This window comes from Megasphaera hutchinsoni (assembly GCF_001553405.1).
Classification (GTDB): Bacteria; Bacillota; Negativicutes; order Veillonellales; family Megasphaeraceae; genus Megasphaera; species Megasphaera hutchinsoni.
On record NZ_KQ960941.1, the window covers coordinates 6,477 to 31,682 of the forward strand.

Sequence of the window (25,206 nt, forward strand, 5' to 3'; positions counted from 1 at the left end):
ACCGATTTAACTACATATAAAGGAAAGACGGATAAGTTAGAAAAAGATCTTCAAGATTATGATACCGTTAAAACAAATGCAGAGAATGCAGTTCAAAATAAAACGGATATTACTGATTTAAAGCAGAAGGTAGCAGCGGCTGAGAAGAAGGTAGAGGCTGCTGAGACTAATTTGAATAAACAGGCAGAAGTTTTCCGTAATGTGGGACAAGGCGTAGATCAGAATGCTAAGGAAGCAAAGCAGAAAGCAGAGGAAGCACTTAATAAAGTAAATGATGTAGATGGAAAAGTGCAACATATGGAAACCGATTTAACTACATATAAAGGAAAGACGGATACTTTAGAAAATAAGCTTCAAGATTATGATACCGTTAAAACAAATGCAGCGAATGCAGTTCAAAATAAAGCGGATATTATTGATTTAAAGCAGAAAGCTGATAAGGTCGGTGATTTAGAGAAAAACGTAACACAGATTGATACTACTGTGAAAAGTCACAATGAAGAGATTACCAAAATAAAAGACGGGAATCAAGAGTTTCAAGAAGGCATTGCAGGACAGTTACGGCAGGCAAAAACGGAAACGGATGAAAAAGTGAAGGCTATTTCCGGTAAGGCAGATTCAGCTGCTAATAAGGTTGGTGATTTAGAAGCTAAGTTAGTTGATTATGATCAGGTAAAGAAAAAAGCGAATAAGGCAGATGCATTGGATCAGAAAATTGATAACACAAAAACGGATTTGGAAAAGACGATTAAGACTGTAGATGAAAAGGTGACGAAATTGGCTAATCCGGAAGCGCGGATTAAGGAAGTGGAAAAAACTTTTGGCGATAAATTGGCACGCATGGAAGGGTATACAAATAAAGGGTTGGCAAAGGTGACTGCTTTGTCCGGTCTTCATCCCTTAGGATATGATGCAGCGAGCAAGTGGAATATTTCTGTGGCTACGGGGCATTATAAAAGTGAAAATGCCATCGCTATGGGAGCTTTCTTCCAACCGAATCGGCATGTGCTCTTGAGTTTTGCAGGAACGGTATCCGGTGGTGATGATGCGTATACAGTTGGGGCATCTATCCGTGTGGGTCGCTCCGGGCATAAGGAAATGTCGGGTGCAGCGGAAGGAATGATTTCTGCGACTGAGTTCTATGACATTGTTGGTAAATTGCAAGATGAAATAGCTCGTCAGAGGCAAGAAATAGAAGCATTGAAAAATAGATAATTCCTATCTTTATCTATAATAAAAAAGCACGTTTTTAAAAAGCGTGCTTTTTATTTAGTTTTATGTTTCTGCGTCTTTAATGGGTTCCATGACGTTTGTTTTTGTCGTATTGCAGGGGCTTTTCGTAAATCGCTTTTAGTTAGCACATTTTTTACTCGTACTCAGGGGGTAAGGATAAATCGTTCAATTGCTTCTGCAACGGCACCTTCGTTATTAGTAGCGTTGGTTATTACATCGCAATATGTACGTATAGCCGGGTTTAAATTGTGGACACCAACGGCAAGCCCGGCGGCTTGCAGCATTTCAATATCATTGATGTTATCGCCTATGGCCATGGTATGTTCTGGTGCAATATGTAATAATTCGGCTAGTTTTACCAGTCCATTACCCTTGTTTACACCGGCGGGCATGAATTCTAAATAGCGATTGCTAGAATAGGTGGTAGTTACATTGTGTAGTAATGAAGCCATTTCGTTTACAATGGAGTGGAGTACAGCCGTATCCGTATGAGTAATGATTAGTTTGGCAATTTCCTCTTTTCCACGCAGAAATTGTAAGTCTACTTCATCGGTTAAGGTATAGGTCATCCGATTATGTAAAAATGCTTTTTCAGCGGGGGTAATGTTTCGGATATATACATTATTTTTCGTGTAAATATGTTGACATAATGAATATTTAGTACAGAAACGGTATATTTCATTAGCAAGATCGAAGGCTAAGGGAAGCCAATAAGAAGAGGAAAAATCTTTGTTTTCTGTAATACAACTGCCATTAAAGGAAATGACATATTGATTTTTCTGCCCGTATAAGTGAAGCGTTTTTAGTATATGATCAATGGAGTGAAAACCACGTCCTGTGCAAGGCACAAAATAGATGCCCTCGTGGAGGGCTTTTTTGATAGCGGTGATATTACGTTGACAAATGGATGCATCGCTACTTAATAGTGTTTCATCCATATCACAGGCAATTAGTTTATAAGGTTTCATAGTATATTCCTTTCTTGTATTTTCTTGTGTTTTCACGTACTATAAGTACGTAGTAGGAAATTTAGGAGGATACGTAATGAATACGATACATGAATTTTTGAAGTTGCAGAATGGTAGTGATATTCGTGGGATTGCATTAGAAGGTGTAGAGGGAGAAGCCGTTAATTTAACGTCTGATGTAGTACAACGGATAAGTGCAGCCTTTGCTGAATGGATTGGCATGCGTTTACATAAAGCGGTAACAGATATTCATCTGGCTATTGGGCATGATTCGCGGCTTTCCGCACAGGACTTGATGCAAGCAGCCGTAGTTGGGTTGCAAAAACAGGGGGTTTCTGTGTTTACATGCGGTATGGCATCAACGCCGGCTATGTTTATGAGTACGGTTTTTCCGGATATTGCGATGGATGGTGCGATTATGATTACGGCGAGTCATTTACCGTATAATCGCAATGGATTAAAGTTTTTTACCGGAGAAGGGGGATTAGAAAAGGAAGATATTAAAAACATATTGCGTAGGGCCGCATCTCTTTCATTCGCATCAGAACGTTCGGACAAGGTACAATCATTGCCTTTGATGGAACGATATGCTCAATTTTTGCGAGATAACATTACGTCAGCTTTGGGTGGAAAGCGTCAGCCTTTGCAAGGCATGCACATGGTGGTGGATGCCGGTAATGGGGCAGGCGGTTTTTTTGCGACCGCCGTGTTAGCACCGTTAGGGGCTAATATAGAAGGAAGTCAATATTTAGAACCGGATGGATATTTTCCGCATCATGTTCCCAATCCGGAGGATGAAACGGCTATGCAGGCTATTCAACAAGCGGTCATACGTTCCGGTTGTGATATAGGCTTTATTTTCGATACGGATGTTGATCGCATGAGTGCTGTGCTTGCGGATGGTAAGTTAATCAATAGAAATGGGTTGATTGCCATGATGGCTGCTATTTTATCCGCTGAATATCCAGGCAGTACCATTGTAACCGATTCCGTAACATCAGATGAATTGACTGTTTTTTTGGAAAAAGAGCTAGGTTTAGTTCATCATCGGTATATGCGCGGCTATAAAAATGTAATTAATGAGTGCAAGCGTCTAAATAAAGAAGGTATTATATCCCCTTTAGCTATTGAAACGTCGGGACATGGAGCGTTAAAGGAAAACTATTATTTAGATGATGGTGCGTATTTGGCTGTTAAATTGGTTATTGCGGCCGCACGGGCAAAACAAGAAGGAAGAACGTTATATCATTATATTAGTCGCTTACAACAGCCGGTAGAAAGCAGGGAATATAGATTGCCTATTACAGAAACGGATGATCCCGTAGGGTATGGTAATTTGGTATTAGCTGTTCTTGCTCAACGGGCAAGGGAACAACATATTTCTATCGCTACGCCTTCTTATGAAGGCGTGCGATTGATTTTTCCTGAGGGCTGGGCTTTATTGCGGATGTCGTTACATGATGCAGAAATGCCTTTGAATTTGGAAAGTAAAAAAGTGGGCGGTTGCCAAGCGATGGCTCAACAAATATATTCTTTATTATATGGCTTTGCCTATTTGAAGCGGCAGATATTATGTCACGCATAGGCGTATATGTGGTTGCGTACGTAAACTGGCACGTCATTTCGTAACTACGAAAATATGTTGAAAAAAGGCGGTTCTTATCTTTTGGTAAAAGAGAAGAACCGCTTTTTATAGATTAGAGATTGGAAATAACACGTGATTTATTACGTACAAAGTCTAACCATAATTGTGCTGCATGAGAAAGATAATGACCACGTTTCCAGATAACATAGACAACATGCATGATTTCCGGATCTGTTAAGGGTCTGACGACCACTGATTCTGTTGTACGTGGATTGGTTTCACGTGTGGGACAAAGGCGACTAGGCAGTAGTGCTACCCCTAAATTGGCTACAACTGTTTGAATCATGAGGTCACGTTGACTTGTTTCAAAGACAATTTTAGGTTGAAAGCCGATTTTTTTGCATTGTTGAATAATTTCATCATGTAAATTGAAGTCATCGCGGTATAATACTAATGATTCAGAGGCTAATTGTTTTAAGGAAATATGTTTCTCTTTACTTAAAGAATTATCTCTATGAATGATAACATTCATGGGATCTTGTGTTAAAAAGAAAGATTCAAATTCTTTTTCCTTTGGTTGGGTACAAACAATGCCCAGATCGATAAGACCTTCTTGGACGCTGACTTCGACTTTTTTTGAACCGTGTTCATATAAGTCTAATTCAATTTGAGGATATTCTTGTTTAAAGGCACCTAGTAAATTGGCAAAAATGGGAGCACCCGTGATGGGGGGCAGGCCAATTAATACTGTACCTTGTTCCAATTTAAACTCATTCTCAAAATCAGTCTTTAGATGTTCGAACATAAATACAACCCGTTTTGCATGTGAAAGAAAAATAGTTCCCGCATCTGTTAATTCTACGGCCTTTGCATTCCGCATAAAAAGCACTACCCCCAGTTCTTCTTCTAATGCTTTTATAGTACGACTAATAGCGGATTGTGAAATATGCAACGTGCGCGCCGCCTTACTGAATGACTTTTTATCAGCTACTTCCACAAAGTATTTTAGATGATGAAAATCCATAGGACACCTCCTGTATAAATAGATACTCATACGGTATATGTTTACTAAATAGCACAAATCAATTCTCAAAATAGCAAGCCAAATCTATTGAATTTCATCTTCTCAAAGAATATAATGAAACTGTAAGAAGAAAGTTAAAAAGTAGATTGACTATATTGGGTCAGAGTAAAGGTTTGTAATATGGTAATCTTATAGTATATAGTATTACACATTTGCTGTAATAGCAATACCTTTTTTGAATATTAGAAGCAATTATTGCTCATTCTTTACTTTTTTGCATATGGGGTAGAATGCAAATTGTTTTTTGAGTCGCGGGCATTTGTTCGGGATTCATTCAGTGTGACTGAATATAGTTTATGTGCTTAATGGTTTCATTGCAAGAGGCTATCTCTTCATTCTGGTAAGAGGTTATCTCTTCATTATCATATTATTATTTTTTGAAGGAGCGTGTTTTATCTATGAGTAAATTTAAAACCATGGATGGTAATGAAGCAGCTGCATGGGTCTCCTATGCATTTACTGAAGTTGCAGCTATCTATCCGATCACGCCGTCATCACCTATGGCTGAACATGTGGATGATTGGTCTGCAGTAGGTATGAAAAACATTTTTGGGCACACCGCAAAGGTTGTAGAAATGCAATCTGAAGCAGGTGCCGCAGGAACATTTCACGGATCATTACAAGCAGGGGCATTGACGTCTACGTATACGGCATCACAAGGCTTTTTGCTCATGATTCCAACGATGTACAAAGTAGCAGGCGAGCTTCTTCCCGGGGTATTTCATGTAGCAGCTCGTGCTTTAGCTAATCACGCATTAAGCATTTTTGGCGATCACCAAGACGTTATGTCTGCTCGTGCTACCGGCTGCTGTCTTTTGGCCGAATCCAACGTACAAGAAGTAATGGATATCGGCGGTATTGCTCACTTGGCAGCAATTAAAGGTTCGTTGCCTTTTATTAATTTCTTTGATGGTTTCCGTACATCTCATGAAATTCAAAAAGTAGAAGTAATGGACTTTGAAAATTTGAAAAAATTAGTTGACTGGGATGCTATCAAAAAATTCCGTGAACGTGGATTAAATCCGGATAATCCGGAAATTCGTGGTACTGCAGAAAACCCGGATATTTATTTCCAACACACGGAAGCAAGCAATAAATATTATGATGCTATGCCGGATATCGTAGCAGATTACATGGATAAAATTTCTGAAATTACGGGACGTACTTATAAACCGTTTAATTATGTAGGTGCACCTGATGCAGAATATGTAATTGTATCTATGGGCTCCTTGTCAGACGTAGCAAAGAAGACGGTTGAATATTTAGTAAGTAAAGGAGAAAAAGTAGGGGCAATCAATGTTCATTTGTATCGTCCATTCTCCAGCAAATATTTGCTCAATGTTTTGCCTAAAACAGTAAAGAAAATTGCTGTTGTCGATCGGACAAAAGAACCCGGTTCTTTAGGCGAACCTTTATATCTTGATATTGTCGGTTTTGTAACAGAAGAAAAATTAGACATTCAAGTTATTGGTGGTCGTGCAGGTATGGGTTCTAAAGACGTATTACCGGAAGATATGCTCAGCGTATTTGAAGAACTCAAGAAAGAACATCCATTGAACGGCTTTACGTTAGGTATCGTTGATGATGTAACGAATCTCAGCTTGCCTCGTGCACCTCGTATGGCATTGGATACGACCGGTCTTACATCCTGTAAGTTCTGGGGCTTCGGTTCCGATGGTACGGTTGGTGCTAATAAATCGGCTATTAAGATTATTGGTGACCACACTGATTTGTATGCACAAGCATATTTTGCATATGACTCCAAGAAATCCGGCGGCGTAACGATGTCTCACTTGCGTTTTGGTACGAAACCAATTGAAATGCCTTATTTGATTGCGAACGCTGATTATATTGCCTGTCATAGACAATCCTATGTAAATCGTTTTGATTTATTAAGAGGAATTAAAGACGGCGGCACATTTATGTTGAACTGTACGTGGACAGAAGAAGAATTAGAACATGAATTGCCGGCAAAAATCAAACGTGATATTGCACGTAATCATGTAAAATTCTATACATTAAATGGTGATGCTATTGGTCAAAAATTAGGCTTAGGCACACGTATTAACATGGTTATGCAGGCAGCATTCTTTGCTTTAGCAAAAGTTATTCCTTTGGAAGACGCTGTTAAATACTTGAAAGATTCTATCGTAAAGAGTTACGGTAAAAAAGGACAAAAAATTGTTGATATGAACTGGGCAGCTGTTGATGCCGGTATTGGTGAATTTAAGGAAGTTCATTATCCTGCAGCATGGGCAGATGCAGTAGATGAAGTGATTGAATCTCGTCCTACGACAGATTACTTCAAAAATGTTGCAGCTCCAATGCTTGGTCAAGTGGGAGACGATTTGCCTGTATCTGCGTTCTTAGGACGTGAAGATGGTACGATGCCTTCAGGTACATCCAAATATGAAAAAGCAGCTCCTGCATTGCATGTTCCTTCGTGGGATGCTGAAAAGTGTATTGGTTGTATGCAATGTTCATTCGTATGTCCGCATGCTACCATTCGTCCTTCTTTGACGACTAAAGAAGAAACGGCAGCAGCACCTGCTGGTTATAAGGTAGCTCCAAAAGCTCGCTCGGGTAAACAATATGATGTTGCCATTGTTGTCGATCAGGCTGACTGCTTGGAATGCGGATCTTGCGTAGATGTATGTCCGGTAAATGCATTGACGATGGTACCGAATACAGATTCGGAACGAGCTAAGATGGATCTTTGGTATTATGCAACGGAAACGGTTACACCAAAAGAAAATCCGCAGAAGAAGACTACTGTTATCGGCTCTCAATTTGAAACGCCGTTACTTGAATTCTCCGGTGCTTGTGCAGGTTGTGGTGAAACTCCGTACGCTAAATTGTTAACACAATTGTTTGGTGATCGCATGATGATTGCTAATGCAACAGGTTGTTCCTCTATTTGGGGTGCATCAGCTCCTGTATCACCGTATACAATGAACGAACATGGACATGGTCCTTCTTGGGCAAATAGCTTGTTTGAAGATGCTGCTGAATATGGTTTCGGTATGTTCATGGGTGTTTATAAAGTTCGTCATGACTTAGTGGCTCGCGTAGATGAAGCAAAGGCAGTGGCTTCTCCTGAATTACAAGAAGCATTGAGCGATTGGGCTGCTAATGTGGATGAAGGTGAAGGCACACGTGAACGTGCTGATAAATTAACGGCATTGTTAGAAAAAGAAGCTGCTGGTAAGCCTGTTTTAGAAGAATTCCTCGGCAAGAAGAAATTCTTTGTAAAACGTTCGCAATGGATTATCGGTGGTGACGGTTGGTCTTACGATATTGGTTACGGCGGTGTTGACCATGTATTAGCTTCTGATTATGATGTAAACATTCTTGTTCTTGATACAGAAGTATATTCTAATACAGGTGGACAATCCTCTAAAGCTACACCAACGGCAGCGATTGCACAGTTTGCTGCATCCGGTAAACGTACGAAGAAAAAAGACTTGGGTATGATGGCTATTTCTTATGGTTATGTGTATGTAGCACAGGTTGCTATGGGTGCAGATAAGAATCAGCTTATGAAAGCCTTTACAGAAGCAGAAGCTTATCATGGTCCATCCTTATTGATTTGCTATGCTCCATGTATCAACCATGGTATTCGCAAAGGTATGGGTCAGAGTCAGTTGGAAGAAAAATTGGCTGTTGAATGCGGTTATTGGGATCTCTATCGGTATAATCCTGACCTTAAAGCACAAGGCAAGAATCCGTTCCATCTTGATTCTAAGACACCTGATTATAGTAAATTCCAAGACTTCCTACAAGGGGAAGTACGGTATGCTTCATTACAAAAATCCTTCCCGGAAGAAGCGGCAGGCTTGTATGCTAAGACAGAAGCAGATGCAAAAGCTAGACGCGATACATATGTTCGTTTCCAACAGGGATTTGAAGCATAATTATATAGCTTATCAAAAACGACTACACGATAATCGTGTAGTCGTTTTTTTGGTTGTGGACATGGTGAGCGTGTATTGTTATGATAGAAAAATAGGGAGGAGGAATAGGGATGAAAAAAAGAATATCATTCATGCTCATGGGAATAGTCACGTGTGTAAGTATGCTCTTGGCCGGGTGTGGTCAGGGAGATTCATATGCCGGTACGTGGGTGGGATATTATGCTGCTAAACCTCATGTTATTTACATTACAAAAATTCAAAAACAGGAAAAGGGATATCTTATTTCCGTTGAAGATGCATATTGGCAAAAAAATGCGGCCGGACAGTTTGTGTGGAAAAATGATATATTACCTACGGTTACGGGGAGTATAGTACAAGGTCGCTTGGTTGTCGATCATAAACTTAATTTAGTCAGCTATACGTACAGAGATGAAAATGATGTCTTGATATATAGCAATCGCACGAGTAATGCGGTTATTTTATTTCATAAAATAAAGAAAAATGAAATAGAAGAATTTAAAGCGAAAATGAAGACATCTGTATCAGCGCCGTGAAGGGAGAGCGGCTTAGAGAAAAGAAATATCGCTCTCGTGGTTATATGAAGTGAGATTGTATTTTGGCTAAATGGATGGGTAGGGAATAATATGGATATCGAACGGTGGCCCGTTAGAGGGTGAAAATAAATGCAGAGAATGGTATAATTTATTTGATAATGGATACATTAATTATTCGCTTTTACTATAAAGCGTGTAAATGAGAGCCGATAGTTATTTAGAGAAAAAGGTGATATATATGGAGCAAAAGATAGCGATACAAGATACGTATGGTGAGCGTTTTCAGCATTGTTGGGGCTGTGGGGCAAAAAATGAAGCGGGACTTCATCTCAAATCTTATCCAACGGAAGATGGATCTCGGTGCATTTGTCGCCTGACCCCGGGGGAATGTTATACTGGTGGTGTGCCGGAAAATTTATTTGGCGGTATGATGGCTGTTTTGTTTGATTGTCATGGTACGGCATCAGCGGCGTATTTTGCACATCATCATAAAGGACTTACGTTGACAGGGGATACTATTATTGGGCGCTTTATTACGGCTCGTTTAGAAGTTGACTTTAAAAAACCGCTGCCAATGAAAAAGGAAATTACTATTACTTCGCAAGCAGAAGAAATAGGAGCACGAAAGGTAATTGTGTTGATGCAGATGGAAGTGGAGGGAGAATTACGGGCAAAGGCACGTATGGTTGCTGTTGGGGTTAAGGATACTATGTAATAGTTACGCGTGGGGAGCATAAAGGAGTAAGGAAAATATGGATTGTATTACAGTGTCGCGAGAAGATGTGTTGCCAACGGTGCATCGATTAATGCAAGCGGGTGTACGGGCACAGGTAGAAAAAGATGGGCAAAGCATCATACTTTATCGCTTAGGACGGCGGTCAGATAAACTAGTTGTACAGTATGAAGATAATAATTTTCGTCTGGGTGGGCATTTTGTCAAACGGGAAGAATTAACGGCTGAGGATCAACTGAATATGGATAGGGTCTTAGCCTTATTGCAGCAACCACTCTTGCCATCATCGGGAATTACGTCTATTTTTATTAGTGTATTATATGTATATCGTCGAGCAGCAGGGGCTTATTTTCCGGCTAATTCAGAGATATTTGCTTTATTAGATGTACAGCGGCGACAATTTGAATTTATGAGTTTAGATGGACAATTGGTAGGAGAAGGAGTTAATGTCTGGAAAAGCAAATGTCAGGATATTAAAGAGTCTCTTGAGCGATGGTCTGAATTAGATACGCCGCCAGCTGTTAAAGTAGAAATAAACGGTAAAGAAGATACGTTAGAACATGCGTTAAGGTATATCTTTTCGCAGGAAGATATGCCGCAGTTGGAACAGGCGTATTTGCCATGGGAAGAAGCTTATCGCGTATATGGGTTACAGTCTTTGCAGGAAACGGCAGCGGAATTAGTTTGTCACGGAATGTAATTTTTATGGAGAAACACCATTTTTTTCTTGCTATTCTATATAAATTTTGATAAACTAGAATAGTCGTAGCATAGGTGGCTAGGATAAGCCGCATGAAGAGGCAAGTAAGTCCGTAAGGCGCCGTATTCAGCGAGTATATTAAGAGGAGGTGTCACTATGTACGCTATTATTAAGACAGGTGGAAAACAGTATCGTGTACAAGAAGGCGATAGTATTTTTGTTGAAAAAATCGCCGGTGAAGTTGATTCTGAAGTTGTATTCGATCAAGTGTTGGCAGTTGTGAAAGATGGAGATGTTACGTTCGGAACTCCTGTTGTAGCGGGGGCAAAGGTTACTGCTAAAGTATTAAAGCAAGGGAAAGAAAAGAAAATTCTCGTGTTTAAATATAAAGCAAAATCGAATTATCGTCGTCGCCAAGGACATCGTCAACCTTTTACAAAGGTTGTTATTGAAAAGATTGAAGGCTAATGATTTGTGTTATTTTAGGTAAGAATAAAGCAGGTCAATTTACATCCTTTTCTGTCCAAGGGCATGCTGATTATGCTGCTTCGGGACAGGATATTGTGTGTGCTGCCGTATCTATGTTGAGTCAAACTGCCTTATTGGGGTTGTTGAAGTATGCAGGGAAAGATGTGCAGTATGCAGTACAGGAGGGAAATTTATCTGTAACGCTAGGACAGAGTAGTGAATATACACAAATTATTATTGATACGATGTATTTGGGATTACAAGAACTCGTAGCACAGTATAACCAATATGTTGAGATGCATATTAAGACGTCAGGAGGTGGACGTAATGTTTAAATTTGATTTACAACTTTTCGCACATAAAAAAGGGACAGGGTCTACGCGAAATGGTCGTGATAGTGAATCTAAACGATTAGGCGTAAAGCGCCATGATGGTGTTGTCGTAAAAGCAGGTAATATTCTTGTTCGCCAACGGGGAACGCATTTTCATCCGGGAACCAATGTTGGCATTGGAAAAGATGATACATTATTTGCTAAAGTTTCAGGTCGTGTAGCTTTTGAACGAGCTGGCCGTTATAATCGTCAAATTAGTGTATATCCCGTAGAAGCGGAAGCGTAATATAATAAAATCCTGCAGAGTATTCTGTGGGATTTTTTTTATTTTGGGAGGTGTCATATGTACGTTTATGTTAATGGACAAGAGCGGGAACTACATGTCTACGATCGCAAGCAAGAAAAAGACTATGCTAAAATTTTGGTTTGTGCACAAGAACAATTGGATACGGATGAGTATGGCTCTTTTTGTATGACTGAAGCGGAATACAAGTATTGGCAGGACATATTAGCACAACAACAGGAGTCGGAAGATATTATCTTTTTATTATCATCTGTGGTTGAACAAGACGAATTAGATGCGTATTTATTTGAAGAAACAAAGTATTTAACATCAACCAAAAGTGCTGTGCAAATGGAAAATTTGTGTGTCAAAGAATTGAAAGAAGCCATTGAAAAGAAACAACAGGAATGGTTACTTGAAAATGGCTTTCCTCATACATGGGAAAAGTTAAGTAAGTAGTAAAAGTGATTTTGCGAGAACGTGCTTTGAAAGTACTGTTTTATGTTTTTTGATTGCCGTCATTTTTTTCTTATGTAAATTTATATAAAAACCACACTAAGTGTTGCAAAAAAAAGTAAATAAAAGTATAATGAATACCAATACAACAAAAACTTATAGATTATAAGTTGATAAGTTTTAAAGTTGTATAAATATCATAACAATGATATAATTAAAGTATAATACATACTGAATATGTCATTTAAGAAGGAGTGAACGGTATGAAGTTTTCAAAGCTTGCTAGTGGATTAAAAGCATCGGAGATTCGTGAAATTTTGAAATTGACAACACAGCCAGAAATTATATCTTTTGCAGGGGGGTTACCGGCACCCGAATTTTTCCCTATTGAAGAATTGAAAAAGGTTGATGTGGCAGTTTTAGAAAAAGATGGTCGTGCAGCAGTGCAATATAGCACAACGGAAGGATACTTACCGTTACGTGAAAAAATTGCAGAACACATGAAGTCTTCTTTTGGCGTGGACTGTACCGCGGAAGAAATTATTATTACATCTGGCTCACAACAAGGGTTATCGTTATTGTCCCAAGTGTTCTTAGATGCAGATGATGTTGTGTTAGTAGAAAGTCCAACTTATTTAGGTGCGCTTAATGCATTTTCTTTGCAAGGACCTAAATTTATTGCCGTTCCGACGGATGAAAAAGGAATTATTCCGGAAGAGTTAGATAAGATTTTACAGGAACATGGTAAAAATGTACGTCTTATGTATGTTATTCCTGAATTCCAAAATCCTACGGGCATTACGTGGCCATTAGAACGTAGAAAAGCCTTTTTGAAATTAGTTGAACAGTATGATTTCCCGATTCTTGAAGATGATCCGTATGGTGAATTACGGTATGATGGTGAAAAAGTACCGTCCTTGAAGTCTTTAGATACAAAAGGACAAGTTATTTTCTTGGGATCTTTCTCTAAAATCTTTTTGCCGGGCTTGCGTGTAGCATGGATGGTAGCAGATCCTGTTATTCTTGATAAAGTAATTAAATTAAAACAAGCCGTTGATTTACAGTCGTCGACTTTCGCACAGCGTCAAGCTTATTATTATATGACGATGTATGATATTGATGCACATGTTAAAAACTTGGTTGAAGTATATGGAAAACGTCGTACACTTATGTATAATACGATGAAAGAATACTTCCCGAAAGAAGTTTCCTTTACCTATCCTGAAGGCGGTTTGTTTACTTGGGTTACGTTACCGGAAGGAATGGATGCTACTGAAATGATGCCTAAAGTATTAGAAAAGAAAGTAGCTTATGTACCGGGTGGCCCATTCTATCCTAATGGTGGACATAGAAATCACTTCCGTTTAAATTATTCTAATATGCCTGATGATCGCATTGTAGAAGGCGTAAAACGGTTAGCCGAAGTATTAAAAGAAGAAGTGGCGAAACTTAAATAAGTATAAAACAAGGTCAATGTTAAAGTATTGACCTTGTTTTTTTTATGAGCAGCGGTTAGACGTGTGTATTTATAGTAGCAAATAAAAAGAGAGGACCTAGAATGGGTTCCTCTCTTTTATTACAGGGAAAAAGACAAAAGGGCTTTGCTTTTTATAAGGAGACCTTATATAGGAAGTAGCATTGGTTTTATTGAGGTCTAATATTGCGGATTCTTTTGTTTATGATAAAATAATTACTAGTATGTACATTATAGGGGTAAGAGAGCGATTTAATATGGAACTAAAAAAAATATTAAAACAATATTTTGGCTATGACTCATTTCGTCCCGGTCAAGAAGAGATTATTAAAACGTTATTAGGAGGACGAGATTGTTTAGCAATTATGCCGACAGGAGCGGGAAAATCCTTATGTTTTCAAATACCTGCGGTAATGAGTCGAGGTATTACGCTTGTTATATCTCCTTTGATTTCGCTTATGAAAGATCAAGTGGATGCACTCACAGCCCAACAAATTCCAGCTACTTATATTACCAGTGATTGTGATATAGAAGAGTACCGTTGCCGGATAAAAGAAATCTATGAAGGTCGTGTTCGCCTTTTATATGTTTCGCCCGAACGATTACAAGTTGATTTTTTTACATCCCTTATGCAGAAAATGCCCGTATGCATGGTTATCGTAGATGAGGCGCATTGTGTTTCCCAATGGGGACATGATTTTCGTCCCGGCTATGCACAAATCAAGCAGTGGGTCGCAAAATTACCAAAACGACCGGTAATAGGAGCTTTTACGGCAACGGCAACAGAACCGGTAAAAAAGGATATGTTGGAATTACTTGGGATGAATAATCCTAAGGTTTTTACGAGCAGTTTTGATAGGCCTAATTTATATTTTCGCGTGGTTCAGGCTGCGGACAGAGATCGATTTATATTGGGGTATTTACAGAAACATGCTACGGAAAGTGGAATTATTTATGCGGCAACTCGTAAAGAAGTGGAGCGGTTATATAGTCTTCTTCAGCGTCATAAGTATAGTGTTGGCAGATATCATGCCGGCGTGGATCCGTTAGAACGGAGGCAGGCTCAAGATGCTTTTTCATATGATCAGGTGCGTATAATCGTTGCGACAAATGCATTTGGAATGGGTATTGATAAAAGTAATGTTCGCTTTGTTATTCACTATCAAATGCCGAAAAATATAGAATCGTATTATCAGGAAGCAGGTAGAGCTGGTCGTGATGGGGAGTATGCTGAATGCATATTACTATTTAATCGGCAAGATATTATGTTGCATCAATATATGTTGGAGCAACGAGAAAGTAGTCCGGCACAAATAGAAAAAGACCTATGTCAGTTACGGGCAATGGAAGTATATGCACAGCAGACAGGGTGTTTGCGATATGCTTTATTGACTTATTTTGGTGAACATCCAACGTGGCAACGATGTGAAAAGTGTAGTAATTGTCAGCAAGAATGGATACAAGAAGATTATACGAAAGAAGTCAGAAATATGCTTCTTTGTATTGATGAATTAAATGGACGTTTTGGTAGTACGATGGTATGCGATATTTTACGAGGAAAGGCTAGTGCTAAAGTGCGGCAATACCGATTTGAACGGAATGCGACATTTGCATTGTTAGCCGATATGGACGTGGCGGATTTACAAGCGTTGATTCAACAAGCTTGTGAGGATGGCTATATTATCAAATCGGTAGGTCGATATCCGACCTTATCATTGAGCCGCGCAGGACGAGAAGCGATGAATAGCCGGCAGTCATTTTTACAAAGGCGGAGTAGGGGATCATGTTCTATCGCTAATGAGGCAATACCTGTAAAAACGCAAGCACAAGAATATCTTTTTGAAAAATTACGTAACGTGCGGTATGAATGGTCTAAACGAGCCCATATTCCTCCTTTTGTTATTTTTTCAGATGCGACCTTATGGGAAATGGCACGTAAGAAACCGCGTACCTTTGAAGAAATGGAAACGATTAAAGGGGTAGGCACATTTAAATTGCATAAATATGGCAAAGCATTTTTAGAGGTTATAATGAATGACATGGATGGGAGGTAAGTATATTGAGTTTAGCCGATGATCAATATTTAACGATGGTAGATAATATTTTACAACATGGATATTATGACAATAATCGTACGGGTATTTGTACTTATAAATTGCCGCATCAGATAATGCAATTCGATTTAGCTCAGGAATTTCCGATTTTAACAACGAAGTTTGTCGCATTTAAAACAGCCGTCAAGGAATTATTATGGATTTGGCAACTACAAAGTAATGATGTGCGAGATTTGCAACGCATGAATTGTCATGTATGGGATGAGTGGATGCGTCCCGATGGAACGATTGGTAAGGCCTATGGATATCAAATTCGTAAATATAAACAAGTGGATCGGCTGTTAGATACGTTACGGAAAGATCCGCAAAGTCGGCGTATGATCGTTACATTATGGAATATTGATGATTTATCTGATATGGCATTGCAACCTTGTGCGTACGAAACGTTATGGGATGTTAATGATGGTAGGTTGAATTGTATGTTAATTCAAAGAAGCGGAGATATGGGTCTTGGCGTGCCATTTAATATGACTCAGTATGCCGTACTGATCTATTTGATTGCACAAGTAACGGGGTTTCAGCCGGGCATTTTTACCCATGTCATTAATAATGCTCATATTTATGAAAATCATGTAGAGGCACTGCAAAAACAACTCCAACGAAGGAACAGTGCTTTTGCTGCTCCAACGATATCCGTTAATCCGGATATACATGATTTTTATCAATTTACGCCAGATGATATAAATCTAGTACATTATCAGCATCTAGGAAAATTACCTATGGAGGTCGCCGTATAATGATACAAATTATTGCAGCCGTAGATAAAAATGGTGGTATTGGCAAGGATAATCAGTTACTTTGCCATTTGCCGGCGGATTTGAAACGATTTAAACAATGTACTTCGGGACATACGATTATTATGGGGCGAAAAACATGGGAAAGTTTGCCTCGTGTGCTGCCCCGGAGAAAACACATCATCTTAACGGGGCAACATACATATAAAGTCGACAATCCGGCGGTTAGTATTTGTCATTCCATAAGTGAGTTGATGCCGTTGTTACGGGCGGAGGAAGATTATTTTATTATTGGTGGAAGTAGCTTATACAAGGCTTTTTTATCGAAAGCTGATGTATTATTGTTAACGGAAATAGAGGCTGTCTTTGCAGCAGATACTTTTTTCCCTTCTATTGATAAAAGGATGTGGCATGAAGTACAACGGGAACATTTTGGGGTTGATCAAAATCATAAATATGCGTTTGATTTTGTCCGTTATGAAAAAAAAAATAGGGAAAAACCCTAACTTTAGACATGACTGAAAGTCAATGGTGGTATATTTTATATATATTATTGTTTGACATTATACAGTGGGTATGGTACACTAAACAAGAGCTACAAGATAGCTGGAAATGTTTTTTTAGGAGGATGTAACATGCACGGTAAAGTAAAATGGTTTAGCGCAGAAAAAGGTTATGGTTTTATTGAAAAAGACGGTGGCGGTGATGTATTTGTACATTTTTCAGCTATCCAAGAAGACGGTTTCAAATCTTTAGCTGAAGGGCAAGAAGTTGAATTTGAAGTTGTTGAAGGAGCACGTGGACCACAAGCTGCTAATGTAGTAAAAGCTTAAGTTCAGTCGGACGTTAATAAGAAAAAGCCGAATCTCACTATGAGATCCGGCTTTTTGTTTTTACCTCTTGACACGGTATAAGGGATTTGGTATATTATAAATAACAGATGAACAAGTAATCATATGTTCATATCAACATATAAAATGAGAGGGGTTATCAAAATGAAAAAAACGTATAAAGTTGATGTTGATTGTGCAAACTGTGCAAATAAGATGGAAGATGCTGTAAAGAACACTAAAGGAGTTAAAGATGCGGTTTTAAATTTCATGACCTTAAAACTGAAAGTTGAATTTGAAGATGGATCAAATCCGCAAGACGTTATGCAAGATGCTGTTATTAACTGTAAGAAAGCCACTTCAGATGGTGAAATTTTGTTGTAATAAGGAAAACGCGGTATAACCGCATTTTTCTTTAATTTAATATATGAACAAACATTCATATTAGGCGATATAAAGGAGAAAAATATGAATAGTAAACAAAAAAAGATGGTTGTACGGATTATTGTTACGGCTATTTGCTTGATAGGACTTCATATTGTACCTATCACGGGGATAGCACGGTTATTTGCGTACATTATTCCTTATATTATTATCGGGGGCGATATTGTCTGTAAGGCCTTGCGAGGAATTCGTAACCGACAAGTTTTTGATGAAAACTTTTTATTAGCTGTAGCTACTATTGGGGCATTTATTTTGGCTGTATATAGAGTTGGTGATTATACTGAAGCCGTAGCGGTTATGTTATTTTATCAAGTGGGTGATTTATTTCAGGGATATGCAGTGGGGAAAAGCCGGAAAAATATTAGTGATTTAATAGATATTCTTCCTGATTACGCTAATATTGAAAAAGATGGGGAAATTTGTAAGGTTGATCCTGATGAAGTTGCTATCGGTTCATATATTATTGTTTTCCCAGGGGAAAAAGTGCCTTTAGATGGTGTGGTCGTAGAAGGAAAGTCCATGTTAAACACGAGTGCTCTTACGGGGGAAAGTGTACCACGCGAAGCTAGTAAAGATGTTGAAGTAATGAGTGGGTGTATTAATTTAACGGGCCCATTAAAAATAAAAACGACTAAAGAATTTGAAGAATCAACGGCATCGAAGATTTTAGAATTAGTAGAAAATGCAAGCTCCCGCAAGTCGAAGTCAGAAGCATTTATTTCTAAATTTGCTCGTGTGTATACTCCTGCTGTTTGTTATAGTGCGTTAGCATTAGCTATTTTGCCACCGCTTATTCGGGTCTTGTTTTTAAGCATAGAACCTATGTGGACAGAATGGATTTATCGTGCACTGACCTTTTTAGTTATTAGCTGTCCTTGTGCGTTGGTTATTAGTATTCCGTTGAGTTTTTTTGCCGGTATCGGGGGTGCTAGTAAGGCCGGGATATTGATCAAAGGATCTAATTACTTAGAAACATTGGCAAAAACAGAAATTACCGTATTTGATAAAACAGGGACGTTAACGGCAGGAACTTTTGAAGTTCAAGGGGTTCATCATTCGACATTAGAAGATAATAAGATACTGGAATTTGCGGCATTGGCTGAATGTGCTTCTTCTCATCCGATTAGTCTTAGCTTGAAAAAGGCATACGGAAAAGTAATTGATATGAAACGGGTTACACAAATTGAAGAAATTAGTGGTAACGGTGTAACAGCCATTGTAGATGGTATACCCGTAGCTATAGGTAATGAAAAAATGATGAATGCTATTGGGGTAAAGGCGATTTTATGTCATGCTATTGGCACGATTATTCATGTGGCTATTAATGGTGAATATGCTGGTCATATTGTGATTTCGGATACGATAAAAGTAGAATCTAAAATGGCAATTGATGCATTGAAACAAAGAGGCGTAAAGAAGACGGTTATGTTAACCGGTGATATTCGTCCTGTTGCTGAAAAAACGGCTACACAGTTGGGGATGGATGCAGTATACAGTGATCTGTTGCCAGCTGATAAAGTACAGAAAGTGGAAGAATTGTTGCAACCTCTTCAAGGTAAAGGTAAATTAGCTTTTATTGGTGATGGTATTAATGATGCACCTGTTTTATCGCGAGCTGATATAGGAATTGCAATGGGTGCCATGGGATCGGATGCGGCGATTGAAGCGGCCGATGTGGTATTAATGGATGATGATCCGCGAAAAGTCGCTTCGGCAATCGGAATTGCTAAGAAGTGTCTACGTATTGTTTATCAAAATATTTATTTTGCTATTGGTATCAAATTACTTTGCTTACTACTAGGTGCATTAGGGGTAGCCAATATGTGGTTAGCTATTTTTGCGGATGTAGGCGTCATGATTATTGCTATTTTAAATGCGACACGAACTTTGTTTATTAATGATTTATTGTATACGGATATAGATTAATAGCTGATAACAAAAGCTGCACGTAAGTTGTGCAGCTTTTTTTTTATTTATAGTTAATAAAGAAGAAAAATAATACGTTATAAACAAGATACAATGAGTTGACAATTGTTATCAGTTATGATAAAAATGAATTAGTTTAATGTTAAAAATATTTATCAATATAGAAAGGAGTAGTTATGAAATATTTTTTTAATACACAACAATGGAAAAATTCTCTTTTATCTTTTTTTATATTATCTTATTTAAGTGGAACGGCGTATCTTGTACATGCACAAGGGGTTGATGTAGGCAAGACAACGGATGTTTTCGTACACACCAATCCGATATTGGAAACAGCTAAGCAAGAATCGCAACAGACGACAATTCTTACGCAGGCAGATATCATGCAGAAAGCGGCAAAATCCGTGGAAGATATTATTTTTAGCGAACCGGGAGCCGTTCGTTCGGTAGATGCGATGGGGCGAGTAACCTTATCTATTCGTGGTGCTGAACCACGGCATACATTAATTTTAGTGGATGGGCAACCTGTCTTAGGGGATTTATCTAAGTACATGGGAGCTGGAGATGAATTATCTCGTTTAGGCACAGATAATGTGGATCATATAGAGTATATACAAGGAGCTGCTTCAGCTAAATATGGTTCAGATGCTATTGGAGGTGTCATCAATGTAGTTACGAAAGGAGCGAGTAAAAAGGCAGGGTTGACCGTGCGCTTAGAAGGTCGCCGCATAGCTGGTGAAAAGGTATTTCCTTATAAAAACTATTTTTTGCGTGCCGATAGTGGTATACATGGGAAATGGCGTACGGCGATTTATAGTAGCCGCCGCGATATTGCACCCGTATATAGTGAAAAGATATTTCGGGGGGCTATGAATTGGGACGGCGATTTTCGTTCGTCCTTACGGTACTATGGGGATATTAAAACAGCGGGGGCATTGGCTACATATGATGTCGGTACGGGGCGAACACTTCATCTTTCTACGGATACGGTACGGGAAGATATGAAACGGTTGGTTAAGCATACGGAGGATAGTCCGGAGCCTGTTGTAACGTATACTCGTAATATCAAGAGAAATACTTATCAATTGCGATATGATGATAACCATTTGCAAAAAACGGATTGGCATGTGGAAATGAATTTTGCTGATTTACGGGAGACTGATTTAGCCATTGGTTCAAATGAAGCTTTTTCTAAGTATGAAGGGAAAAATACGTTAGCATATTTAGATACATTAAAACATACGCAAAAACAGGTGAAGATATTTGCCAATACACAATTAAATGCTAAGCATATGTTGACATATGGGATTGGCTCTAGCGTAGAGAATGGCTCGGGAGCACGGGTGAAAAATGCACCGAAACAATTTTCACGACAAATTGATCCATGGGATTATGATAAAAATTTGTATACGGTCAAAGGGACAGGATCTCCCTCTTCGCGTATCCATGAGTGGGCTTTTTCTAGGGACGAAGAAGGGATACCGGGTGTGGATTTGAATTTTGAATATTATGGATATCGCAAGGGAAATAAAGGTGTGGCTCCTGCCTATACGATTGATGATTATGAAAAAGAGGAACACGATATAGTTGAATCACAAGAGATACAAGCAGATCGAGAAAAGCGAAAAAAGCAATTTGCGATGGAGCTTCGTAATGAAAATGGAAAACGAAACAGTGACATATTAGACGCTGATGATTGGGATGACGATAAGATGATGCGTCGGTATTATGCCTATGATTTTGACTTACTGGGTGAAGATGAAGAAAATTTCCCGTTAACCTGGCATGGAAAGAAGTTTAGGGAAGAAAATAAATTACGTCAAAATAGGATTACCATCGGAGAAGCTTCTATTTCGAAAAAATATGCTTTTTTGCAAGACCTGTGGCAAGTTAATGAGGGCATGATCATATCACCTTCTATTCGTCTAGATCACAGTAGTGTGTTTGGTTCGACGGTGACTTTTAATGTCGGTATGACAAAGCAGCTTAGCAAGGATGGACATACTCAGTTTAAAGCAAATGTTGGCACTGGGTATACAGAGCCGGGGATGGGAGAGCTGTATTATAACTGGGAAATGTATCGTGGCGTGCCTTATGATATGGGGGTAGGTAAATTAGGATTTTATTGGATTGGGAATCCTAATTTAAAGCCGGAAAGGTCAATTAATGTTGATGCTTCATGGGAAAAGGATACGAAAGATACATCCACAAAAGTTACGATTTTTCATAACCGCATTAGCGATTATATGAGTGTATATTTTACGGGCAAATTGATGCATTTTAGAAAACAAGATATTTATACTTGGATGAATCCACCCGATATGATTTATAGTTTTAAAAATATTGGGAGAGCGGAGATTACGGGCGTAGAAGCGTCGGTAACACATCGGTGGAATGAGCATTGGAAAAGTCAATTGGGTTATACTTATTTGCAGGCACGCAATAAGAGTGATGCCGATATGCCTAAAAAATTATTAAATAAGCCTTCTCATAAAATTGATGCTAGTATTACGTATACAAACAAGCAGTGGCGAGTATCGCTATGGGGGGATTATTATATCCATATGCTCGATAGTAATACCGTGAGTGGTGCAGGCAATTATGTGGAATTGACTGATGAATTTCATGTATCGCCAGCGGATTACAAGCGAGAAAAACTATTATCTGAACCAACGGTTCCAGATCCAAAACATAAGGGAAAACGAGGATATCATGAACTGGAATATAAGTTTTCAAACAAAAAACAGCAAACATATAAAGAAAAGACATTTGGCGTTTGGAATGTAGTTATACAAAAGCAAATTAATAACGATACAATGGTATATGCAGGAATTGATAATTTGTTTAATCATCGTGATGATGATCAGGCGATGGCGGAAAGAAACTATAAAATTGGCTTTTATATGAAATTAGGGGGGACGGATTATAGGAAGGTAAAATCAATTCCTTCTGTTACGATGTCTACGTATAAAGGAAATCCCTATTGGTTTATAGAAACGGGAGCCATATCAGCTGCTGATACGTTACAACTCACCGGCAGTTATCGGTTGCGATGGAATGCTTTTACGGGACGTATTAAACCAACGGAGGCACGGGTAACGGCACAGGCGGCGATCGGTTCTGCTTATAAAAATTATATAGAAAAAGGGGAACATGGGTTTGAACAAGAGCTTCAGATTACGTTGACAGCTCCACTGAGTAAACAGACGTATATTACGCTTAGTGGCAAGGCACATGGAGTGAATAAAGCGGATACGACCTATGATATTAGTCCTTCACGTGGGATAAATAAACAAGAAGTAACAACAGGAGAAGTGGTTCATCAGGCACAAAAGTGGAATTTCTCTGTCGGTCGTCTTGCTGAAGCGGTGGGAACTAGTGGATATTGGTTTAATCAAGCCTTTGATGGCGTTCGTGCTGTATGGACGAAAGGGGATACGCAAGTTCGTCTGGGGTATGGCGATTTTTCAGGTCATACAGGCGTAGCAGATTCGGCTTATTCGCGTGCCGTACCGGGTGTATTTAAACGGACTTTTTCGAAAAAAGAATGGTTAGGAATAAATAATAAAGCAGATATTGTATCAGAAACATATACGCACAATACAATTCCTAGTCAAGGTGAAGACTCGTTGTATGAACAATTGAGTAAAGCTAAAACGTTTGAAGAAGAAAAACAGGTATTTGCTAAATTTGAAAAAATAATAGAACGACATTCGGACAATTCATATGAAACAGCTATAAAACCTCGTATCCATGGAAAAGGTAGCGTTTATCTTAATTCGTATATGTGGGAAAAAATAACTATTACAGATACACATAACAAAGGAAAACAGCAAACGTTCTTAGCGGCGGTTATTCCTTTGGCGTATTTAAATGCGGATAAATGGGGAGATAAAAAACCAATCGAAGATACGCTTGAAAAGGCTTTTCTCACAACGGAAAATAACATTAAGAACAAGCCTTTACAGGGAGATAAATATCTAAGTAAATCGGGAATTGTTAAGAATGGTAGATATACGTTCAAATCAGAATTTTATGGTTATGGAACTTATACGGGAGAGGAAGTATTACAAGATTTAGGGATAGACTACATGGGAAGACGTGGTGTTATTCCGTGGGATAAGGTGAAAGAAGGTCAATTTAAACAGATGAGTCGTAATGAGGCATTGCAATTATCCAAGACATCGGCTCATGACCACCAGACCGCATGGGAACAAGTGTATGCATTACGGAATAATGAAGTCGTAACGGGATATACAAAGGCACATGTTTCGCCGATCATGAAGGGGAATTTAGAGACTTTGCTAAGTGCCTGGAAGCCTGAAGACAATAGTTCTTTACCGCTGAAGTTTTTAGAGCAAGAAGGATATATACGAGAACAACGGGGGATTATTCTGGAAACGTCAAAGGTGCCTGCTTTGCAACGAGCTGCCTTTGTACAAGTGAAACGACAAGTTAATGATTGGTTAGGTGTACAAGGATGGTATTTGCGTTCTACTGGAGATTCTGCATATCAGATCACACAAGTAGTTAATTTCCAACCAAAACATAAATTGTTTGCTACACGAGCAGAGATGATAGGATTGGGAGCTAAAATTCGACTGTATCCAGACGTTATCTTGACTGCCGAATGGGGGATGAATCATACCGCCTTAGGTCGATATTTAAATGGAACAACGATATATGATCATACGGCGAATAGTAATATATTCCGGGTCAAAGAGCATTCGTTAGGAGATAATCCTTATTTTATGGTATATCGTATAGATATTGGGCAACTTGATATGGATAGGCAAGGGAGTTGGAACGCCTTTTTGGATTATAAGTATTTTATGCATGGATCTTTCTTTGGTGGTAATGGTACAGAAACATTGCCGGATCGGTATTTAGACGGCATTCAAAGCTTTACCGTGGGTGCAAGATATATGGCAACAAAGCATATGTTATTAGAAGGCTTTTATACCTTTGGCGCTAAGGGAATTCAGCAACGAGATAGTTTATATGGGGCAGAACGATTTACCCTTGGTGATTATGTACGGATACAAGGAACATATCGTTTTTAGATAAGAGAAAAAAGCTACTTTCGCTTAGAAAGTAGCTTTTTTCTTTTTTATAGTTCATAGAAATTTATGAAAATAAAATAAGTTTATTAATTAACGGGGTTTTTAGGTGTAGTTGATGTGAGCTTATGGAGCCTTGTAAATAAAAGCTAAATGGAAAATATAATTGTAAAACAAAGAAATAAATAGTATATAAAAATATTGTTGATTAATAAAATGAATTTATTTTTGGTATGGTGATACAGTTATTAGCTAAGGGAGAGCATAGAAAAAAGCCTACTATATAGTAGGCTTTTTTCGTTGGTATAGGATTT

The 25,206-nt window shown here is 38.6% G+C and carries 20 protein-coding genes; 18 read left to right on the forward strand and 2 right to left on the reverse strand.

All coding sequences use genetic code 11. The annotated features are described in order from the left end of the window. Positions 1-1,215, forward strand: a 1,215-nt coding sequence (locus HMPREF3182_RS03180) for a YadA C-terminal domain-containing protein (RefSeq protein WP_062485418.1), incomplete at its 5' end; no start/stop codon positions are given. A 161-nt stretch (positions 1,216-1,376) separates the two neighbouring features. Here HMPREF3182_RS03180 and HMPREF3182_RS03185 read toward each other — a convergent pair. Beyond that, a complete protein-coding gene (locus HMPREF3182_RS03185; RefSeq protein ID WP_062485420.1) occupies positions 1,377-2,201 on the reverse strand; it encodes a Cof-type HAD-IIB family hydrolase in 825 nt (274 codons plus the stop codon). Between the two features lie 76 nt (positions 2,202-2,277). Here HMPREF3182_RS03185 and HMPREF3182_RS03190 point away from each other — a divergent pair, with 76 nt between their 5' ends. After that, positions 2,278-3,786: a phosphohexomutase domain-containing protein gene (locus HMPREF3182_RS03190; protein ID WP_062485422.1), complete on the forward strand. Its 1,509-nt coding sequence runs from the start codon at positions 2,278-2,280 to the stop codon at positions 3,784-3,786. A 112-nt stretch (positions 3,787-3,898) separates the two neighbouring features. Here HMPREF3182_RS03190 and HMPREF3182_RS03195 read toward each other — a convergent pair whose 3' ends face one another. Beyond that, the gene (locus HMPREF3182_RS03195) at positions 3,899-4,810 is read right to left on the reverse strand and encodes a LysR substrate-binding domain-containing protein (RefSeq protein WP_007392299.1); all 912 of its coding nucleotides are present in this window, start codon (positions 4,808-4,810) and stop codon (positions 3,899-3,901) included. 458 nt (positions 4,811-5,268) lie between these two features. Here HMPREF3182_RS03195 and nifJ point away from each other — a divergent pair, with 458 nt between their 5' ends. From nifJ to HMPREF3182_RS03275, 16 genes are all read left to right on the forward strand, one after another. Then, positions 5,269-8,784 carry a pyruvate:ferredoxin (flavodoxin) oxidoreductase gene (gene nifJ, locus HMPREF3182_RS03200; protein WP_062485424.1) on the forward strand — a complete coding sequence of 1,172 codons (3,516 nt, stop codon included), beginning with the start codon at positions 5,269-5,271 and terminating at the stop codon, positions 8,782-8,784. A 110-nt stretch (positions 8,785-8,894) separates the two neighbouring features. Continuing rightward, positions 8,895-9,338 (forward strand): hypothetical protein, encoded by a 444-nt coding sequence (locus HMPREF3182_RS03205; protein ID WP_007392286.1) that lies wholly within the window; start codon positions 8,895-8,897, stop codon positions 9,336-9,338. Between the two features lie 238 nt (positions 9,339-9,576). Further along, entirely contained in the window at positions 9,577-10,053 is a 477-nt protein-coding gene (locus tag HMPREF3182_RS03210) for a thioesterase family protein (RefSeq protein WP_007392292.1), read from the forward strand. Positions 10,054-10,090: 37 nt separating this feature from the next. After that, positions 10,091-10,771 carry a hypothetical protein gene (locus HMPREF3182_RS03215; RefSeq protein WP_062485426.1) on the forward strand — a complete coding sequence of 227 codons (681 nt, stop codon included), beginning with the start codon at positions 10,091-10,093 and terminating at the stop codon, positions 10,769-10,771. Between the two features lie 156 nt (positions 10,772-10,927). Then, positions 10,928-11,239 (forward strand): 50S ribosomal protein L21, encoded by a 312-nt coding sequence (gene rplU, locus HMPREF3182_RS03220; RefSeq protein WP_007392296.1) that lies wholly within the window; start codon positions 10,928-10,930, stop codon positions 11,237-11,239. Continuing rightward, entirely contained in the window at positions 11,239-11,574 is a 336-nt protein-coding gene (locus tag HMPREF3182_RS03225) for a ribosomal-processing cysteine protease Prp (protein WP_007392297.1), read from the forward strand. The genes rplU and HMPREF3182_RS03225 overlap by 1 nt, the downstream gene beginning before the upstream one ends. After that, entirely contained in the window at positions 11,567-11,857 is a 291-nt protein-coding gene (gene rpmA / locus HMPREF3182_RS03230; RefSeq protein ID WP_062485428.1) for a 50S ribosomal protein L27, read from the forward strand. Before HMPREF3182_RS03225 ends, rpmA begins: the two co-directional genes overlap by 8 nt. A 57-nt stretch (positions 11,858-11,914) precedes the next feature. After that, positions 11,915-12,313: a hypothetical protein gene (locus tag HMPREF3182_RS03235; protein WP_062485430.1), complete on the forward strand. Its 399-nt coding sequence runs from the start codon at positions 11,915-11,917 to the stop codon at positions 12,311-12,313. Positions 12,314-12,573: 260 nt separating this feature from the next. Next, positions 12,574-13,767, forward strand: a complete 1,194-nt coding sequence (locus tag HMPREF3182_RS03240) for an aminotransferase-like domain-containing protein (RefSeq protein ID WP_007392300.1) — start codon at positions 12,574-12,576, stop codon at positions 13,765-13,767. Between the two features lie 274 nt (positions 13,768-14,041). Next, positions 14,042-15,838: a DNA helicase RecQ gene (gene recQ, locus HMPREF3182_RS03245; protein WP_062485432.1), complete on the forward strand. Its 1,797-nt coding sequence runs from the start codon at positions 14,042-14,044 to the stop codon at positions 15,836-15,838. A gap of 5 nt (positions 15,839-15,843) precedes the next feature. After that, the gene (locus tag HMPREF3182_RS03250; RefSeq protein ID WP_062485434.1) at positions 15,844-16,635 is read left to right on the forward strand and encodes a thymidylate synthase; all 792 of its coding nucleotides are present in this window, start codon (positions 15,844-15,846) and stop codon (positions 16,633-16,635) included. Then, entirely contained in the window at positions 16,635-17,138 is a 504-nt protein-coding gene (locus HMPREF3182_RS03255) for a dihydrofolate reductase (RefSeq protein ID WP_062485437.1), read from the forward strand. The genes HMPREF3182_RS03250 and HMPREF3182_RS03255 overlap by 1 nt, the downstream gene beginning before the upstream one ends. A gap of 129 nt (positions 17,139-17,267) precedes the next feature. Further along, positions 17,268-17,465: a cold shock domain-containing protein gene (locus HMPREF3182_RS03260; protein ID WP_007392293.1), complete on the forward strand. Its 198-nt coding sequence runs from the start codon at positions 17,268-17,270 to the stop codon at positions 17,463-17,465. 162 nt (positions 17,466-17,627) lie between these two features. Then, positions 17,628-17,846, forward strand: coding sequence for a cation transporter (locus HMPREF3182_RS03265; RefSeq protein ID WP_007392295.1), 219 nt, complete (start codon positions 17,628-17,630; stop codon positions 17,844-17,846). An 84-nt stretch (positions 17,847-17,930) separates the two neighbouring features. Next, the gene (locus HMPREF3182_RS03270; RefSeq protein WP_062485439.1) at positions 17,931-19,832 is read left to right on the forward strand and encodes a heavy metal translocating P-type ATPase; all 1,902 of its coding nucleotides are present in this window, start codon (positions 17,931-17,933) and stop codon (positions 19,830-19,832) included. Positions 19,833-20,008: 176 nt separating this feature from the next. Then, positions 20,009-24,895 (forward strand): TonB-dependent receptor plug domain-containing protein, encoded by a 4,887-nt coding sequence (locus tag HMPREF3182_RS03275; protein WP_062485441.1) that lies wholly within the window; start codon positions 20,009-20,011, stop codon positions 24,893-24,895. Positions 24,896-25,206 lie beyond the last annotated feature (311 nt).

What these genes read in the sequence shown, in the direction of transcription:
- HMPREF3182_RS03185 (WP_062485420.1), bottom strand. Translation starts at nt 2,201, where the DNA reads ATGAAACCTTATAAACTAATTGCCTGTGATATGGATGAAACACTATTA.
- HMPREF3182_RS03190 (WP_062485422.1), top strand. Translation starts at nt 2,278, where the DNA reads ATGAATACGATACATGAATTTTTGAAGTTGCAGAATGGTAGTGATATT.
- HMPREF3182_RS03195 (WP_007392299.1), bottom strand. Translation starts at nt 4,810, where the DNA reads ATGGATTTTCATCATCTAAAATACTTTGTGGAAGTAGCTGATAAAAAG.
- nifJ (WP_062485424.1), top strand. Translation starts at nt 5,269, where the DNA reads ATGAGTAAATTTAAAACCATGGATGGTAATGAAGCAGCTGCATGGGTC.
- HMPREF3182_RS03205 (WP_007392286.1), top strand. Translation starts at nt 8,895, where the DNA reads ATGAAAAAAAGAATATCATTCATGCTCATGGGAATAGTCACGTGTGTA.
- HMPREF3182_RS03210 (WP_007392292.1), top strand. Translation starts at nt 9,577, where the DNA reads ATGGAGCAAAAGATAGCGATACAAGATACGTATGGTGAGCGTTTTCAG.
- HMPREF3182_RS03215 (WP_062485426.1), top strand. Translation starts at nt 10,091, where the DNA reads ATGGATTGTATTACAGTGTCGCGAGAAGATGTGTTGCCAACGGTGCAT.
- rplU (WP_007392296.1), top strand. Translation starts at nt 10,928, where the DNA reads ATGTACGCTATTATTAAGACAGGTGGAAAACAGTATCGTGTACAAGAA.
- HMPREF3182_RS03225 (WP_007392297.1), top strand. Translation starts at nt 11,239, where the DNA reads ATGATTTGTGTTATTTTAGGTAAGAATAAAGCAGGTCAATTTACATCC.
- rpmA (WP_062485428.1), top strand. Translation starts at nt 11,567, where the DNA reads ATGTTTAAATTTGATTTACAACTTTTCGCACATAAAAAAGGGACAGGG.
- HMPREF3182_RS03235 (WP_062485430.1), top strand. Translation starts at nt 11,915, where the DNA reads ATGTACGTTTATGTTAATGGACAAGAGCGGGAACTACATGTCTACGAT.
- HMPREF3182_RS03240 (WP_007392300.1), top strand. Translation starts at nt 12,574, where the DNA reads ATGAAGTTTTCAAAGCTTGCTAGTGGATTAAAAGCATCGGAGATTCGT.
- recQ (WP_062485432.1), top strand. Translation starts at nt 14,042, where the DNA reads ATGGAACTAAAAAAAATATTAAAACAATATTTTGGCTATGACTCATTT.
- HMPREF3182_RS03255 (WP_062485437.1), top strand. Translation starts at nt 16,635, where the DNA reads ATGATACAAATTATTGCAGCCGTAGATAAAAATGGTGGTATTGGCAAG.
- HMPREF3182_RS03260 (WP_007392293.1), top strand. Translation starts at nt 17,268, where the DNA reads ATGCACGGTAAAGTAAAATGGTTTAGCGCAGAAAAAGGTTATGGTTTT.
- HMPREF3182_RS03265 (WP_007392295.1), top strand. Translation starts at nt 17,628, where the DNA reads ATGAAAAAAACGTATAAAGTTGATGTTGATTGTGCAAACTGTGCAAAT.
- HMPREF3182_RS03270 (WP_062485439.1), top strand. Translation starts at nt 17,931, where the DNA reads ATGAATAGTAAACAAAAAAAGATGGTTGTACGGATTATTGTTACGGCT.
- HMPREF3182_RS03275 (WP_062485441.1), top strand. Translation starts at nt 20,009, where the DNA reads ATGAAATATTTTTTTAATACACAACAATGGAAAAATTCTCTTTTATCT.